A 16,903-nucleotide genomic window follows, 5' to 3' on the forward strand; every position below is an offset into this window, starting at 1 on the left:
CAACTTAATTAATCAGAATTATTTTATATAACCAACCTTTTTAATATACTTTAAATTCCGAGTATTTTAATATAATTTATTTTAAATGCATATTTTATTTACAACATAAAAAACCTCCTTAATGCTTATCTTTAGATAATTATTAAGGAGGTTTTAATTCAATATATTATAAAAACTTATAAAACCATGGCTGCAATCCAACCAAAAATGAGTAGAGGAATATTAAAATGGATAAATGTTGGAATCACAGTATCCCAAATATGGTCATGCTGCCCATCTACTCCTAAGCCAGCTGTAGGCCCTAGTGTTGAATCGGAAGCTGGAGACCCTGCATCACCTAAAGCTGCTGCTGTTCCAATCAATGCAATCGTTGCTAATGGCGAGAAACCAAACTGTACACATAAAGGCACATAAATAACTGCTAAAACAGGAACACTTGAGAAAGATGAACCAATACCAATCGTGACAAATAAACCAATACAAAGCATTAAGAAAGCTGCAAGCGCACGATTATCCCCAATGATTTCAACCACACCTTTTACCAGTTGATTGATATCCCCAGTATGCGTCATGACTGAAGCGAAACCCGCAGCGGAGATCATAATAAAGCCCACTAGAGCCATCATTCGCATGCCTTGTACAAAGACATCATCTGCATCTTGCCACTTAAAAATGCCTGCTGTAGACAAAACCGCAAAGCCTACTAAACCACCCAAAATCATTGAGCCAGAATAAAGCTGTGCAACTAAAGTGAGGCCTATCGCCAGTAAAGCCATGAAAATTGTTTTCTTAGCAATAACAGGGCCTTGCTCTGCTTCATGTTTAAGTTCTTCTGCATCTGCTTTTAGATCTGCTGTTTCATCTTGCGCTGTTGCACGCAGAGGTTTATCTAAATCGATGGTGGTTACAGAGGTAATGGTACGATCTGCATAAATTCTTGGCTTACGGTAACTAATAAACACCGCAACCAAAGTACCTAAAACCATTCCTAGAACTGGAATTGCCATGCCAATTGGCATCATGCCTCGTTCTACATGTAAGCCATAAGCAGCACCAATTTTGTTGATATTTCCCATTAAGATTTGTTCAAGGAAAATCGCACCAAAGCCGACAGGTAGAAAAATATAGGTACCCACTAAACCTAAAGTCAAAACACAAGCTGCTGCGCGGCGATCTAGTTTTAAATGGTTCATGACTCGTAATAATGGCGGTACAAGTACAGGAATAAATGCAATATGAACTGGTATCAGGTTTTGAGAGAAAATGGCAGCAATCAGTAAAATACCTAAGAGTAAATATTTTACTTTGGTTTCACGGCTTTTCCCCGCTTCCATTCCCAAAAGACCAATAAGCTTGTGAGCAAGCAGGTCGGGTAAACCTGATTTAGAAAGAGCAAGTGCAAATGCGCCTAATACGGCATAAGCGAGAGCAACTTCGGCACCATCACCTAGACCTGCATTAAAAGCTTCAACCGTTTGAGAAAGACTTAAACCCGCGACAAGACCACCAACAATGGCAGAGACCACTAATGTCAATACGACAGAAACGCGTGCTAGTGAGAGTAAAAACATCACAGCAATCGCCACAACAACAGCATTCATGAACAAATTCAGAACAAAACAAAAGGCGATATTCTATCAGATTCGTATCTACGAAGCCGAAAATATCGCCGAATTAGCAGTTTTGTATATTAAACAGTCACTTATTTACTTTGTGATTGAATAAACTGACGAATATGGCCTGCCACTTTTTCAGCCTGACTCAGAATCGCCCAATGGTTTGCTTCAAGCTCAACATACTCAAAGTTTTCAACCCATTTTGGCATTGCTTCCGTAATATATTCAGGACTCACAAAAGTATCGTATTTTAAAATTATTGCTTTAACTGGACACTGTGCATAACGCTGGCGAGGCGCTGTTAAGCGAGGTATAAAATTCGCACGATATAAATTAATTCCGTACTTACCGTCAGCAGAAATATTACTATTTAACGGTAAATTATCTTTTCGTTCTAAGTCTTTTAATATTTTGCCCCATTTTTCTGGACTAAACAGAGACCATACTGTTGGAGCAATTAATGGTAAATGGAACGCACCGATATACCATGATTTCGTTAATATTTTTAAGATCTTTGCAGGATCTGTTTTAAATTTATCTCTTAAGAACAGTGCAGCGTGATCTAAACAAGGACCAGAGATGGTCGTGTAAGATAACAAGCGGCCTTTAAATTTAGGTTCAGTTGCAGACTCCCAAGACTGAATTGAACCCCAATCATGTGCGGCCATATGGAACTGTCGATTTGGGAGTACTTCATCGACGACTTCTTGTAAATCTAAAGATAAACGCTCTAAACGATAATCTCGTATTCGTTTAGGAATAGATGACAAGCCCGCTCCACGGACATCATAAGTAACAATATAAAAATCATTGATTAAATGCTCAATGACCGATTCCCATACTTCCTGATTATCAGGATAACCATGTACTAAAACTAATGGAGTATTTTTCTCATCGCCCCAAGCCTTGGCACAAAGCGTTTGTTGGTCACTTGTTGTTACTGTATAAATCTTTGGCTGCATAATCATTTCCTATTTTGTTTTTCAATCGATCATGTCGTTAATCGGATAAAGCATTGCCATCAATATAAAAAAGATGATACTTATCTAGTATGACTAGTGTTGCAATAAAAAAAATTGACTATTATGGCTATTTTAAAAAAACTTCAGAACATTCCTTCAATTTCTAAATTCTTATTTAACCACTACCCACCTTATCGTGGGGCAGGGATTTATATTGAAGTCATGAACTTAGAACTTTGTCATGTTCGGGTAAAAATGCCGCTGACCTGGAAAAATCAAAATCTGGTAGGTACTCATTTTGGTGGAAGTCTTTACTCGATGGTTGACCCCTTTTATATGCTGATTCTTATGCATCACTTAGGATCAAAATACATTGTTTGGGATAAAGTGGCTGAGATTAATTTTTTATCACCTGGTCGAAGTACTGTTTATGCGGACATCCGAGTTGATTTAGCAGAAATTGAACAGATTCGAGAACTCGCCGAAAACTATGCTCCTGTACTCAGAACATATCATCTAAATATTTTTGATGAATCGGGCGTGAGAATTGCTGAAGTGCAAAAGACCCTCTACATTCGCCGTAAAAAAGCAAAAGCTTTTCAACAATAAAATAAGCGCTCTAAGGCGCTTATTTTATATCAGTAAACTTTATTTCTTTTCTTCAATCGCAGCACCGGCACCACCACCAATTGCGCCCCCAATTGCAGCACCTGTATCACCACCCAATATTGCTTTACCTACCACAGAACCGATACCAGCTCCGATCGCACTCTTGGTCGTGGTTTGCTTACTACCGCCTTGGCTATTTGAACCTACACCAGCACCTGCGGCTGCACCGACACCCGCACCTATACCACCACCCACATGGTTACCAACTCCACCACCAACAGCACCGCCTAATGCAGCTGCGCCAATGCGCTGGTCAGATGGACTCATATTCTGACAACCAGTGAACATAAATGCAGATAACATTAAAGTAGAAATTAAACCAATTGTTTTTTTCATGACCGTACTCACTCCTTTGTGCTCTTATCAAAGCATAATCTTCTTTTATGAGTAATTTGATCAGTTTGTGTTATCGCACTGTGGCAATCGATTGATATTTTGTAAAAGCCTTCTATGTAAAGTTAATTATTTAAATTTCAATCTACTAAGAAAACAAAAAAGAAGCTCTTCATTAAATAAGAGCTTCATTTTTAAATATCTTAAAGGGTAATTTTAGTATTTCCCTTTTTTCTCTTCATACGCCGCGCCTGCACTACCACCAAGTGCTCCTCCTGCAGCAGCGCCTGAATCACCACCAATGATTGCGCCACCCAAGATAGCACCAACACCGGCACCAATTGCACTATTACGTACAGTTTTACTGCTAGACCCTTTTGCATTCGCTGCCACACCTGCGCCAAGCGCCGCGCCTAAGCCTGCACCAATATTACCGCCCACATGTTTACCGACTGCACCACCTGCACCACCGCCAATAGCGGCTGAACCAATACGTTTGCTTTCTGGACTTGCATTTTGGCAACCGACAAATAGCGTGGTTGACATCAAACCCACACCTGCAATCATCATCATTTTTTTCATTCGATTTACTCCAGTCTTCATAAGCAGGTAGGCTAATGTGTTTTTGTGGAGTCTTTATCCCGCTTAAGTAATAAAATAATGGCTCTTTACTGTGTTTATGTAATTACAACTTTTAATTGTTAAAAATGAATATAAATAAAAAAGGCACCCTGAGGTGCCTTTTTTATTGCCAGTCTAAACTTAGAATTGCTCTGAGTTTAATGCTTGGCTGAATGCTTGGTCTACTTCGCTGAAGTCATTATGAAGCTCATGTTCTGCAGCTTCTGCTTCTTGACGACGACGCTCTAAGTGGTATGCAAGACCAGTACCAGCTGGAATCAAGCGACCCACAACAACGTTTTCTTTCAAGCCACGTAAATCATCTTCTTTACCTGTTACAGCAGCTTCAGTTAACACACGAGTTGTTTCCTGGAACGATGCAGCAGAGATGAACGAGTCAGTAGAAAGCGATGCTTTCGTAATACCCATCAATTGACGTTCAAACTTCGCAGGGAACTTGTTCTGAGCCAAGACAGCTTGGTTCTCTTGAACAACGCGGATGTAATCCACTTGTTCACCTTTAATGAAGCTTGTATCACCACCATCGATGATATCAACTTTACGCAACATTTGACGTACGATAACTTCAATGTGCTTGTCGTTGATTTTTACACCTTGGAGACGGTAAACGTCTTGCACTTCGTTCACGATGTAGTTAGTTAAAGCAACTTCACCTTTCAAGCGTAAGATGTCATGTGGGTTTTGTGGACCATCAGAAATGGTTTCACCACGGTTCACATGCTCACCTTCAAACACGTTGATTTGACGCCATTTAGGAATCAACTCTTCGTAAATTTCAGAACCGTCATCTGGAGTAATTACTAAACGGTTCTTACCTTTAGTCTCTTTACCAAAGCTTACGATACCAGACACTTCTGCCAAGATCGCGTGTTCTTTCGGCTTACGTGCTTCGAACAAGTCAGCAACACGTGGAAGACCACCGGTAATATCACGAGTACGTGAAGATTCTTGTGGTACACGACCAATAACGTCACCCACACCAATTGTTTCGCCATCACGAACGGTAACAATCGTGTTTTGTGGTAAGAAGTAGAACTGTTCACCACCATCAGCCGTATCCAATACGATTGCTGGACGTAAATCTTTACCAGAAGCAGGACGTGCTGTTACAGGCAAGATTTCAACAGTTGTCATACCAGTTGCATCATCAGTTTTCGATGTTGCAGTTACACCATCAGCGATTTGGCTGAAACGTGCTTTACCAGCAACTTCTGTTACTAATGGATGTGTATGCGGATCCCAAGTTGCAACGATACCACCTGCCTCGACGACTTCACCATCTTTCAACAAGATGCTTGCACCGTAAGGAAGTTTATAACGCTCACGCTCACGGCCTAACTCATCGGCAATACCAATTTCACCTGAACGTGAAACTGAAACCAAGTGACCTTTCGCGTGTTGTACAGTTTTCACGTTGTGGAAACGTACAGTACCTTTGTTACGTACTTGAACACTGTTTGCAGCAGACGTTCGGCTCGCAGCACCACCTACGTGGAACGTACGCATTGTTAACTGTGTACCTGGCTCACCAATTGATTGCGCAGCCATTACACCTACTGATTCACCTGGGTTCACCAAGTGACCACGTGCAAGGTCACGACCATAACAACGAGCACATACACCGAATGTAGATTCACATGCGATTACTGAACGTACTTTAACTTCATCGACACCAGCTTCTTCAAGCTGAGCTGCGATTTTCTCGTCAATTAACGTACCGCGAGGTAATACAACTTCATCATCAGACGCACGACGTACATCTTCAGCAGTTACACGACCTAATACGCGGTCACGTAATGGCTCGATGACATCACCACCTTGAATGAATGGAGTCATTACCAAACCACCCGCTGTACCACAGTCAGGCTCGGTAATTACTAAATCTTGCGCTACATCTACAAGACGACGAGTCAAGTAACCAGAGTTCGCAGTTTTTAATGCTGTATCGGCCAAACCTTTACGCGCACCGTGTGTTGAAATAAAGTACTGAAGTACTGTCAAACCTTCACGGAAGTTCGCTTTAATCGGTGTCTCAATAATCGAGCCATCCGGTTTTGCCATCAAACCACGCATACCAGCAAGCTGACGAATCTGTGCCGCACTACCACGGGCACCAGAGTCAGACATCATATAGATACTATTGAATGATTTTTGCTTCTCGTCTTCACCTTGTTTGTTTTTAACAACAGTGTAAGACAAGTTATCCATCATCGCTTTCGCAACTTGGTCGTTTGTACGCGCCCAGATATCGACAACTTTGTTATAACGTTCACCAGCAGTTACGAAACCTTGTTCGAACTGTTGTTCGATTTCACGAACTTCTGTTTCCGCTTTATCAATAATTGTGTGTTTCGTAGGTGGAATTAACATGTCTTCCATACCTACAGATACACCTGAACGAGTCGCTTGACGGAAGCCCAAGTACATTAACTGGTCAGCGAAGATAACAGTATCTTTCAAACCAAGTTTACGGTAGCAAGAGTTGATTAACTTAGAGATGTTCTTTTTAGTCATCTCAAGGTTGATCATGTCAAAACTTAAACCTTGTGGAACAACTTCCCAAAGTAAGCAACGACCTGGTGTTGTATCAACGATAATCGTTTGGTGTTCACGTTCACCATTTTCATTGATAACGGTTTGATGCACACGCACTTTAACACGCGCATGAATCGCAACTTGACCAGTTGCAAGTGCACGGTTTACTTCGTGAGTATCCGCAAACACCATGCCTTCACCTTTCGCATTTACTGCATCACGAGTGATGTAGTAAAGACCCAAGACAACGTCTTGAGAAGGAACGATGATTGGCTCACCGTTTGCAGGTGACAAGATGTTGTTCGTTGACATCATCAATGCACGAGCTTCTAACTGTGCTTCAAGTGTCAATGGAACGTGTACCGCCATTTGGTCACCGTCGAAGTCGGCGTTGAACGCAGCACAAACGAGTGGGTGAAGACGGATTGCCTTACCTTCAATAAGAATAGGTTCAAATGCTTGAAGACCTAAACGGTGAAGTGTTGGCGCACGGTTCAACATAACTGGATGTTGACGAATTACAGATGCAAGAACGTCCCAAACTTCTGGAGTCTCACGCTCAACCATTTTCTTCGCAGCTTTAATGGTTGTTGCCTGACCTGAAGCTTGTAGTTTCGCGAAAATAAATGGTTTGAATAATTCAAGCGCCATTTTCTTCGGAAGACCACATTGGTGAAGACGTAAAGTAGGACCTACTGTAATTACCGAACGACCAGAGTAGTCTACACGCTTACCTAACAAGTTCTGACGGAAACGACCTTGTTTACCTTTGATCATGTCTGCCAAAGATTTTAATGGGCGTTTGTTAGAACCAGTGATTGCGCGACCACGACGACCGTTATCAAGCAATGCATCTACAGACTCTTGTAACATACGTTTTTCGTTACGTACGATAATGTCTGGCGCTGCAAGGTCAAGAAGACGCTTCAAACGGTTGTTACGGTTAATCACACGACGATATAAATCGTTCAAGTCAGAAGTCGCGAAACGACCACCTTCAAGTGGAACTAATGGACGTAAATCTGGTGGAAGCACCGGAAGTACATTCATTACCATCCATTCTGGCTTGTTGTTCGAGTCTTTGAAAGCTTCCATCAATTTCAAGCGTTTAGATGCTTTTTTCAACTTCGTTTCAGAAGTTGTTTGAGGAATTTCTTCACGTAAACGTGCAATTTCAGCTTCAAGATCAATGTCTTTCAACAAGTCTTGAACTGCTTCCGCACCCATTTTCGCAACGAACTCGTCACCGTGCTCTTCTAAAGCTGTAAAGTATTCTTCATCGTTAAGAAGTTGATACTTTTCGAATGGCGTCATACCAGGATCAGTAACAACGTATGATTCGAAATACAATACACGTTCGATATCACGAAGTGTCATATCAAGTAATAAACCGATACGGCTAGGTAACGATTTTAAGAACCAGATATGCGCAACTGGAGAAGCAAGTTCAATGTGACCCATACGTTCACGACGAACTTTTGCTGTAGTTACTTCAACGCCACATTTTTCACAAATGACGCCTTTGTATTTCATACGCTTGTATTTACCACACAAGCATTCGTAATCTTTTACTGGACCAAAGATTTTGGCACAGAATAAACCGTCACGTTCTGGCTTGAACGTACGATAGTTGATTGTCTCAGGCTTTTTAACTTCACCATGAGACCATGACTTAATCATTTCTGGTGACGCAAGACCAATACGGATACGGTCGAACTCAACTGGTGCATGACCATCTGAATCCGTTTTCTTACGCATGATATCGAGCAAGTCTTTCAATTTTTTTCTCCGTGTGTCGGGAAGCCTCGCTTACCCGACTGGGTCACAAATATTGTTTTTTCCTAAAAAATCGTGAGTCTTACGACTTAGTCACCATTTTTCAGTTCAATGTTGATACCTAAAGAACGGATCTCTTTGGTCAATACGTTGAACGATTCAGGCATACCCGGATCCATATAATGGTTACCATCTACAATATTCTTATAGATGCGAGTACGTCCTTCAACGTCATCCGACTTCACTGTGAGCATTTCTTGAAGTGTATATGCTGCACCGTATGCTTCAAGTGCCCATACTTCCATCTCACCGAAACGCTGACCACCGAATTGTGCTTTACCACCAAGCGGTTGTTGTGTAACTAATGAGTAAGAACCAGTTGAACGTGCATGCATCTTGTCATCAACCAAGTGGTTCAACTTCAACATGTACATGTAACCAACAGTTACTGGACGGTCAAACTGTTCACCTGTACGTCCGTCAAACAATACTGTTTGACCTGTACGTGAAATGTCAGCCAATTCAAGTAAATCTTTAATTTGACTTTCTTCAGCACCATCAAATACAGGAGTAGCCAAAGGAACACCAGCACGTAAGTTGCCTGAAAGTGCTAGGATTTCATCATCAGTCAAGCTATCAAGATCTTCTTGCTCGCCACCGACTTTGTTATAAATCTTGTCTAAGAATTCGCGTAGCTCTAAAACTGTACGCTGTTCTTTCAACATTTTTTCGATTTTGTCACCAAGCCCTTTAGCAGCCATACCCAAGTGAGTCTCAAGAATCTGACCCACGTTCATACGAGATGGTACGCCCAACGGGTTCAATACGATATCTACCGGTACACCGTTCGCATCGTGTGGCATGTCTTCAACAGGTAAGATGTTAGATACAACACCCTTGTTACCGTGACGACCAGCCATCTTATCACCAGGCTGAATACGACGTTTAACAGCTAAGTAAACCTTAACAACTTTCAATACACCAGTTGTTAACTCATCACCTGTTGCAAGCTTACGTTTCTTCTCAGCGAATTTCTCATCGATTTCTGCGCTCTTCTCTTTCAAGAACACTTGAATTTGAGTTAAACGCTCAGCGATTGCTTCATCTGTCGGTTGAATTTCAAGTAAATCAACAAGCTCTAAACCAGACAATAAATCTTCAGAAAGTTTATCACCACGTTTAGTTGAACCACCGCCATTAGACTCTTGGCCTTTAAGTAAACGAATTACACGCTCACGAGCCGCTTCTTCGAAGATTTTGTATTCTTCTTTCAAGTCTTTACGGTAAGAATCAAGCTGTGCTTTTTCAATCGCTAATGCACGGTCATCTTTCTCTAAGCCATCACGAGTGAAGACTTGAACGTCGATAACTGTACCTTTAGTACCAGATGGAACACGTAAAGATGAATCTTTAACGTCAGCAGCTTTTTCACCAAAGATTGCGCGAAGCAATTTTTCTTCAGGAGTTAACTGAGTTTCACCTTTAGGCGTTACTTTACCAACTAAGATGTCACCAGCAGTAACTTCAGCACCGATATAAACGATACCTGATTCATCAAGTTTAGAAAGCGCAGCTTCACCTACGTTAGGAATATCGGCAGTAATTTCTTCTGCACCTAACTTAGTATCACGTGCTACACATGACAATTCTTGAATATGAATAGAAGTTAAACGGTCTTCTTGAAGAACACGCTCAGATAATAAGATCGAGTCTTCGTAGTTGTAACCATTCCATGTCATGAACGCTACACGCATGTTTTGACCAAGCGCAAGTTCACCCATGTCTGTTGATGGACCGTCTGCCAAGATGTCACCACGAGCAACTTTGTCGCCCAAATTCACGATAACATTTTGGTTAATACAAGTATTTTGGTTCGAACGTGTATATTTGATGAGGTTATAGATATCTACACCTGCCTCACCTGCAACCATTTCATCTTCGTTTACACGAATAACGATACGAGAAGCATCTACATATTCAATTGCACCACCACGGTTTGCGATTACACACACACCTGAGTCACGCGCTACGTTCGCTTCCATACCTGTACCGACAAGTGGCTTGTCAGCACGTAAAGTAGGAACAGCCTGACGTTGCATGTTCGAACCCATCAATGCACGGTTCGCGTCATCGTGTTCAAGGAATGGAATAAGTGATGCAGCAACAGATACAACCTGTTGTGCAGAAACGTCCATATGCGTCACTTTTTCAGGTGGCATACGTACGAATTCACCTTGATGACGAACAGAAACGAATTCTTCTGTTAAGTTGCCATCTTTATCTACAGCAGAGTCGGCCTGTGCAATAACAGTACCTACTTCTTCAATAGCAGATAAATATTCAACTGCATCAGTTACACGACCATCTACTACTCTACGGTATGGAGTTTCCAAGAAACCGAAGTCATTCGCTTTTGCATATACAGAAAGCGAGTTAATCAAACCAATGTTTGGACCTTCAGGAGTTTCAATTGGACAAACACGGCCATAGTGAGTTTGATGTACGTCACGTACTTCGAAGCCTGCACGCTCACGTGTTAAACCACCAGGACCAAGCGCAGATACACGACGCTTATGTGTAATCTCAGATAATGGGTTGTTTTGGTCCATGAACTGAGATAACTGGCTTGAACCAAAGAATTCTTTGATTGCAGCAGCAACTGGTTTAGCGTTAATCAAGTCTTGTGGAGACAAGTTATCTGTTTCTGCTTGGCTTAAACGTTCTTTAACAGCACGCTCAACACGAACCAAACCAACACGGAATTGGTTCTCTGTCATTTCACCAACAGAACGTACACGACGGTTACCCAAGTGGTCGATATCGTCCACTTCACCTTTACCGTTACGGATTTCAACCAATGTACGTAATACATCGATAATATCTTCGTGCGATAAAATACCTTCAACTTCACGTGACTTCTGGTCAGTACCAACTTCGTAAGGACGACCTAAACGACGGTTGAACTTCATACGACCTACTGGAGATAAGTCATAACGCTCAGAAGAGAAGAACAAGTTATTGAACAAGTTTTCAGCAGCTTCTTTTGTTGGTGGCTCGCCCGGACGCATTACTTTGTAAATTTCTACTAATGCTTCTTCACGTCCCGCTGTTGTGTCTGCACGTAATGTATCAGCAACAAAAGAACCACGGTCGATGTCGTTCGTGAACAGGATGTTAAATTGCTTAACACCACCTTCTGCCAACTTCACCATTACTTCATGGCTTAACAACGTATTCGCAGCAATCACTTCACCATCACGTAAAGTAATGTCTTCAGCAGTAATACGCTCATATAAGTATTCATCAGGAACTGAAAGTTTAGTTAAACCTGCAGCTTCCATTTGACGTACGTGACGCGCATTAATACGTTTACCTTGCTCAACAATGACTTTACCTTCATTGTCAGCAATATCAAATTGAGCCATTTCACCACGTAAACGCTCAGGAACAAGGTCAATTTGATAACTGCCCATGTCAAGATACACAGGTACTTTTTCGTAGAACAAATTCAAGATTTGTTCATTGTTATAACCTAGTGCACGTAACACAACAGTAGCAAGTAATTTACGACGACGGTCAATACGTACGTAAACAAGGTCTTTTGCATCAAATTCAAAGTCTAACCATGAACCACGGTAAGGAATGATACGTGCTGAATACAACACTTTACCACTTGAGTGAGTCTTACCTTTGTCATGATCAAAGAACACGCCTGGTGAACGGTGTAATTGAGATACGATTACACGCTCAGTACCATTGATAACAAAGGTACCATTTTCAGTCATCAGTGGGATTTCACCCATATAGACTTCTTGTTCACGTACGTCTTTAATTGATTTAGTTTCGCGATCTTTAATAATCAAACGAATTTTAACGCGCATTGGTGCCGCATAAGTCGAACCACGAAGAATACATTCGCGTACATCGAACTCAGGTTTACCAAGGCTATACTCAACAAATTCTAAAGCAGCATTGCCAGAATAACTTTCGATAGGAAAAACTGAACGAAATGCGGCTTGGAGACCGATATCTTCGCGGTTTTTTGGAGTTTTGCCATCTTGCAAGAATGTTCTGTACGAATCGACCTGAATCGATAATAAGTACGGTGCATCCATTACTTGGGGCAATTTACCAAAATTCTTACGGATCCGTTTCTTTTCGGTATATGAGTATGCCATCTGGAGTCCTCGGAAAGTAAACTAAGCCCGCCTGCAGAACGGGCTCAGAAGGAATTACGCAGGCCGATATGGCCACCACTGTTTACAAATGCTGCAATTTTTAGTGGTATAAAAACGCTTAACAATATTTTTAAAAATGAAAAATATTGGTAAGCATTTGAAATTTCTTGTTTTATTTAGATTTTTCTAAAAATCAAACAAAACTAACAAAAATCGAGCCGATTATTGTAACGCAAAAAGGCTGATGACCCAAGAGCCATCAGCCATTTTATGGAGCCGATTTAAAAACCGACTCCTTTTACAATTACTTAAGTGTAACTGTAGCACCAGCTTCTTCAAGTTTCTTCTTAAGTTCTTCGCCTTCTTCTTTAGAAACGCCTTCTTTAAGAACTTGAGGAGCACCTTCAACTAGGTCTTTAGCTTCTTTAAGACCAAGGCCAGTTGCTTCACGAACTGCTTTAATTACAGCTACTTTGTTAGCACCGAAAGAAGTCAACTCAACGTTGAATTCAGTTTGTTCTTCAGCAGCAGCAGCAGCGCCACCAGCTGGAGCAGCAACAGCAACAGCTGCAGCTGAAACGTTGAATTTCTCTTCGAAAGCAGAAATTAATTCAACAAGTTCAAGAACAGTTTTTTCAGCAACTGCGTTTAAGATTTCTTCGTTAGTTAAAGCCATGAGAATAACTCCAAATGGATATTGAATGGTGTGTAAAATTGATTAAGCAGCTTCTGACTCGTTTTTCTCTTTGAGCGCTGTAATGAGGCGACCCAATTTCGAAATAGGAGCTTGAAGAACAGAGGCAAGCATAGTAAGCGCTTTCTCTTGGTTTGGAAGATTAGCAATAACGCTAACATCAGCACCTTGATAAACTTTGCCGTCAAATGCAGCAGCTTTTAATTCAAATGCTTTGTTAGTTTTTGCAAATTCTTCAAACAAGCGTGCAGCTGCACCCATGTCATCTTCAGAAGTTGAAAAACCTAGAATTGTTGGACCAACAAGGTTGTCGTTCAAGATATCAAATTGAGTACCTTGGAATGCGCGCTTAGCCAAAGTGTTACGTACGATACGTGTAGTTACACCTAACTTACGAGCTTCAACACGAAGTGTTGTTAATTGCTCTACGCTTAAACCTTGATAGTCAGCAACAACGGCTGCAAACGCTTTAGAAGCAACTTCACTTACTTCTGAAACGATCTGTTTTTTGTCTTCGATAAGAAGAGCCATTGTAAAACCTCCTAAGGTGATTTATGCACCCAATGGGCACACTCCCAATTCGTAAGCCTTTCGACTTACACGCGGAGGAGGAACAAATCACACCACCGCGTCTACGCAGGCTGAGTTATTAAGAAAAGTCGCTATTCGAAAATAACACCTTCTCGCCTGAGGTCTTTGACGCTGATAAATTCTCATTCATCAATTCAAAGTCCGCCTGATAAGCAAGAGTCAAAGCGTTGCTTTGACTGCGCAAAAATAGAAACTTATTTCTATTTTTGCTACCTACTCAATCAGGACTTTAAAATTCTGTACAGAACTAAGTTAAAACTTAGTTAGAAACATTGTTTACATCAACAGTAAGACCAGGACCCATAGTTGAGCTCAAAGTGATCTTTTTGATGTATACGCCTTTAGAAGTTGCAGGTTTTAACTTTTTCAAGTCAGCAACTAAAGTTTCAACGTTTTGACGGATTGCAGCAGCATCAAAGCCAACTTGACCAATCGCAGCGTGGATAATACCCGCTTTGTCTACACGGTAACGAGCCTGACCAGATTTTGCGTTTTTAACAGCATTCGCAACATCAGGAGTTACAGTACCTACTTTAGGGTTTGGCATTAAACCACGTGGACCAAGAATTGTACCGAGCTTACCAACAACACGCATAGCGTCTGGAGCAGCGATTACAACATCAAAGTCAAGGTTTCCACCTTGGATGCTTTCAGCAAGGTCATCAAAACCTACAACATCAGCACCAGCTTCTTTAGCAGCTTCTGCTTGAGCGCCTTGAGCAAATACAGCTACACGTACAGTTTTACCAGTACCTGCAGGTAATGTAGTAGCACCACGAACAACCTGATCAGATTTACGTGGATCTACGCCAAGGTTTACAGAGATGTCTAAAGATTCTTTGAACTTTGCAGCAGGTAAGCTGTTAAGAACCTGTACTGCTTCTTCCAAAGTGTAAACTTTGTTTGCTTCTACAGCAGCAGCAATGGCTTTTTGACGTTTAGTTAACTTTGCCATGTCTTATAGCTCCACTTCCAAGCCCATAGAACGTGCAGAACCAGCGATGGTACGAACACGCGCGTCTAAATCAGCACCAGTTAAGTCTGGTTCTTTAGTAGTCGCGATTTCTTCTAATTGAGCACGAGTCAACTTACCAACTTTAGTTTTGTTAGGTACAGATGAACCCTTTTGGATACCAGCAGCTTTCTTAAGAAGAATAGAAGCTGGAGGAGTTTTCATGATGAATGTGAACGACTTGTCGTTGTACACAGTAATCACTACAGGAATTGGAAGACCTGGTTCAACTTTTTGTGTAGCAGCATTGAATTCTTTACAGAATGCCATGATGTTTACACCACGTTGACCTAGTGCAGGACCAATTGGTGGAGATGGATTTGCTTTACCAGCTGGAACTTGCAGCTTGATATAGCCGTCAATCTTCTTAGCCATTTTTAAATACCTCTGGGTACAGGCGCCGTTAGGCTCCCCAATTTCTACGTAACAATACTGTTACAACAACAATGCCCGATAAAATCGGGCGCTTTTCAACCAATTAAGATTAAATCGTTTTTTCGACTTGGCGAAATTCGAGTTCAACCTGAGTTGGTCGATTAAACACGTTAATCGTCAACGTTAAACGTGACTTGTCGTATTGAACCTCTTCCACCACACCTTTAAAGTCTGTGAATGGACCGTCAATAACGAGTAATTCTTCACCTGGTTCAAACATCGTCTTAGGACGTGGAGCTTCACCAGTATTACGTACACGCGCAAGAATCGCATCTGCTTCACGTTGAGTGATTGGCGCTGGTTTTTCAGGTGTACCACCGATAAAACCTAATACTTTTGGACATTCTTTAACAATGTGCCAAGTATCATCATTCATTTCCATTTCAACTAACACATAGCCAGGAAAGAATTTACGCTCAGATTTACGTTTCTTACCATCCTTCATTTCTACCACTTCTTCGGTAGGAACTAGGACATCACCAAAGCTATCGGCAACAGCGCTACGCTGGATTCGTTCTGTAAGTGAACGCATCACTTGTTTTTCATAACCAGAGTAGGCATGAATAATGTACCAACGTTTCATAGCTCTTTTACCCGATAATCAACTTAATTAACCAACCCAAACCATAGTCAAAGCACCATAATACTAACGATGCAACAACTACAACCAATAGAACCTGCCACGATGTAGTGACTGTTTCTTGTTTTGTTGGCCAAGTTACTCGACGCAATTCGACTCGTGCATCTTTCAGCAAACGAACGAAGCCTTTACCTTGATGGGTGGCGTATAATAAACCTAAAGCCACAACGATACAAGCAAAAATTACCCCAACGCGCACCCATACATTATTTGCAGGGGCCCAATACGCTGGTAAATGCTGATTCACCATGGTAGCTGAGAGCAATAATGCAATTGCTATCACCCATAGAACAATATCTAAAGGCGAACCAGTACGAACAACTTCAGCAGAATTATTTCTTTGAGGAATTGGCGCGTCGCTCAATGCGTCACGCGATTTATCATTCGACATTTTTGTACTCGTCGTAGAACTCGCGACTTATTATATGAACAACTAAGCCAGCATCAAGCTTTTTATTTCAAAATATGGCAGGTCAGGAGGGACTCGAACCCCCAACATTCGGTTTTGGAGACCGACGCTCTACCAATTGAACTACTGACCTATAAAGCAAGTTGAGAGCCAAAGCTCTCAACTTGAGACGTAATTCGTCACTATATTATGCTTATGCAGTTACTTTCGCAACAACACCAGCACCTACAGTACGACCACCTTCACGGATCGCAAAACGTAGACCTGGGTCCATTGCGATTGGGTGGATTAATTCTACTGACATTTCAACGTTGTCACCTGGCATTACCATTTCAACGCCTTCTTTCAACTGGATCGCACCAGTTACGTCAGTTGTACGGAAATAGAACTGTGGACGGTAACCATTTAAGA

Annotated in this window: 13 protein-coding genes, 1 tRNA gene and 1 pseudogene; 1 reads left to right on the forward strand and 14 read right to left on the reverse strand. The window is 41.5% G+C overall.

The window, feature by feature from the left end; translation table 11 throughout:
• Window positions 1-176 precede the first annotated feature (176 nt).
• Both ACH63V_RS16730 and ACH63V_RS16735 read right to left on the reverse strand, forming a co-directional pair.
• Window positions 177-1,601: a Na+/H+ antiporter family protein gene (locus ACH63V_RS16730; RefSeq protein ID WP_396464127.1), complete on the reverse strand. Its 1,425-nt coding sequence runs from the start codon at window positions 1,599-1,601 to the stop codon at window positions 177-179.
• Window positions 1,602-1,702: 101 nt separating this feature from the next.
• Window positions 1,703-2,584 carry an alpha/beta fold hydrolase gene (locus tag ACH63V_RS16735; RefSeq protein ID WP_263612772.1) on the reverse strand — a complete coding sequence of 294 codons (882 nt, stop codon included), beginning with the start codon at window positions 2,582-2,584 and terminating at the stop codon, window positions 1,703-1,705.
• 117 nt (window positions 2,585-2,701) lie between these two features.
• Here ACH63V_RS16735 and ACH63V_RS16740 point away from each other — a divergent pair, with 117 nt between their 5' ends.
• Window positions 2,702-3,187, forward strand: coding sequence for a DUF4442 domain-containing protein (locus ACH63V_RS16740; protein ID WP_396464128.1), 486 nt, complete (start codon window positions 2,702-2,704; stop codon window positions 3,185-3,187).
• A gap of 39 nt (window positions 3,188-3,226) precedes the next feature.
• On the opposite strand, the gene ACH63V_RS16745 is transcribed toward ACH63V_RS16740, so the two are convergent.
• From ACH63V_RS16745 to ACH63V_RS16800, 12 genes and pseudogenes are all read right to left on the reverse strand, one after another.
• Entirely contained in the window at window positions 3,227-3,583 is a 357-nt protein-coding gene (locus ACH63V_RS16745) for a DNA transfer protein p32 (RefSeq protein WP_311070308.1), read from the reverse strand.
• Window positions 3,584-3,796: 213 nt separating this feature from the next.
• A complete protein-coding gene (locus ACH63V_RS16750; protein ID WP_263612769.1) occupies window positions 3,797-4,162 on the reverse strand; it encodes a DNA transfer protein p32 in 366 nt (121 codons plus the stop codon).
• 180 nt (window positions 4,163-4,342) lie between these two features.
• Window positions 4,343-8,536, reverse strand: a complete 4,194-nt coding sequence (gene rpoC, locus ACH63V_RS16755) for a DNA-directed RNA polymerase subunit beta' (RefSeq protein WP_311087017.1) — start codon at window positions 8,534-8,536, stop codon at window positions 4,343-4,345.
• A gap of 86 nt (window positions 8,537-8,622) precedes the next feature.
• Window positions 8,623-12,711: a DNA-directed RNA polymerase subunit beta gene (rpoB, locus tag ACH63V_RS16760; protein ID WP_263612767.1), complete on the reverse strand. Its 4,089-nt coding sequence runs from the start codon at window positions 12,709-12,711 to the stop codon at window positions 8,623-8,625.
• A gap of 304 nt (window positions 12,712-13,015) precedes the next feature.
• Window positions 13,016-13,387 (reverse strand): 50S ribosomal protein L7/L12, encoded by a 372-nt coding sequence (gene rplL, locus ACH63V_RS16765; RefSeq protein WP_174728237.1) that lies wholly within the window; start codon window positions 13,385-13,387, stop codon window positions 13,016-13,018.
• 42 nt (window positions 13,388-13,429) lie between these two features.
• Entirely contained in the window at window positions 13,430-13,936 is a 507-nt protein-coding gene (rplJ, locus tag ACH63V_RS16770) for a 50S ribosomal protein L10 (RefSeq protein WP_002157004.1), read from the reverse strand.
• Window positions 13,937-14,255: 319 nt separating this feature from the next.
• A complete protein-coding gene (gene rplA, locus ACH63V_RS16775; RefSeq protein ID WP_002156922.1) occupies window positions 14,256-14,951 on the reverse strand; it encodes a 50S ribosomal protein L1 in 696 nt (231 codons plus the stop codon).
• 3 nt (window positions 14,952-14,954) lie between these two features.
• Window positions 14,955-15,383 carry a 50S ribosomal protein L11 gene (rplK, locus tag ACH63V_RS16780; protein WP_001074682.1) on the reverse strand — a complete coding sequence of 143 codons (429 nt, stop codon included), beginning with the start codon at window positions 15,381-15,383 and terminating at the stop codon, window positions 14,955-14,957.
• 109 nt (window positions 15,384-15,492) lie between these two features.
• Window positions 15,493-16,026: a transcription termination/antitermination protein NusG gene (nusG, locus tag ACH63V_RS16785; RefSeq protein WP_002115092.1), complete on the reverse strand. Its 534-nt coding sequence runs from the start codon at window positions 16,024-16,026 to the stop codon at window positions 15,493-15,495.
• Window positions 16,027-16,033: 7 nt separating this feature from the next.
• Window positions 16,034-16,474 carry a preprotein translocase subunit SecE gene (gene secE / locus ACH63V_RS16790; protein ID WP_002157045.1) on the reverse strand — a complete coding sequence of 147 codons (441 nt, stop codon included), beginning with the start codon at window positions 16,472-16,474 and terminating at the stop codon, window positions 16,034-16,036.
• Between the two features lie 75 nt (window positions 16,475-16,549).
• A tRNA-Trp gene (locus ACH63V_RS16795) sits at window positions 16,550-16,625 on the reverse strand.
• A 60-nt stretch (window positions 16,626-16,685) separates the two neighbouring features.
• Window positions 16,686-16,903: pseudogene (locus ACH63V_RS16800) on the reverse strand (elongation factor Tu); the annotation flags it as partial.

The organism is Acinetobacter sp. ABJ-A23_2 (genome assembly GCF_044538765.1).
Taxonomy (GTDB): Bacteria; Pseudomonadota; Gammaproteobacteria; order Pseudomonadales; family Moraxellaceae; genus Acinetobacter; species Acinetobacter nosocomialis_A.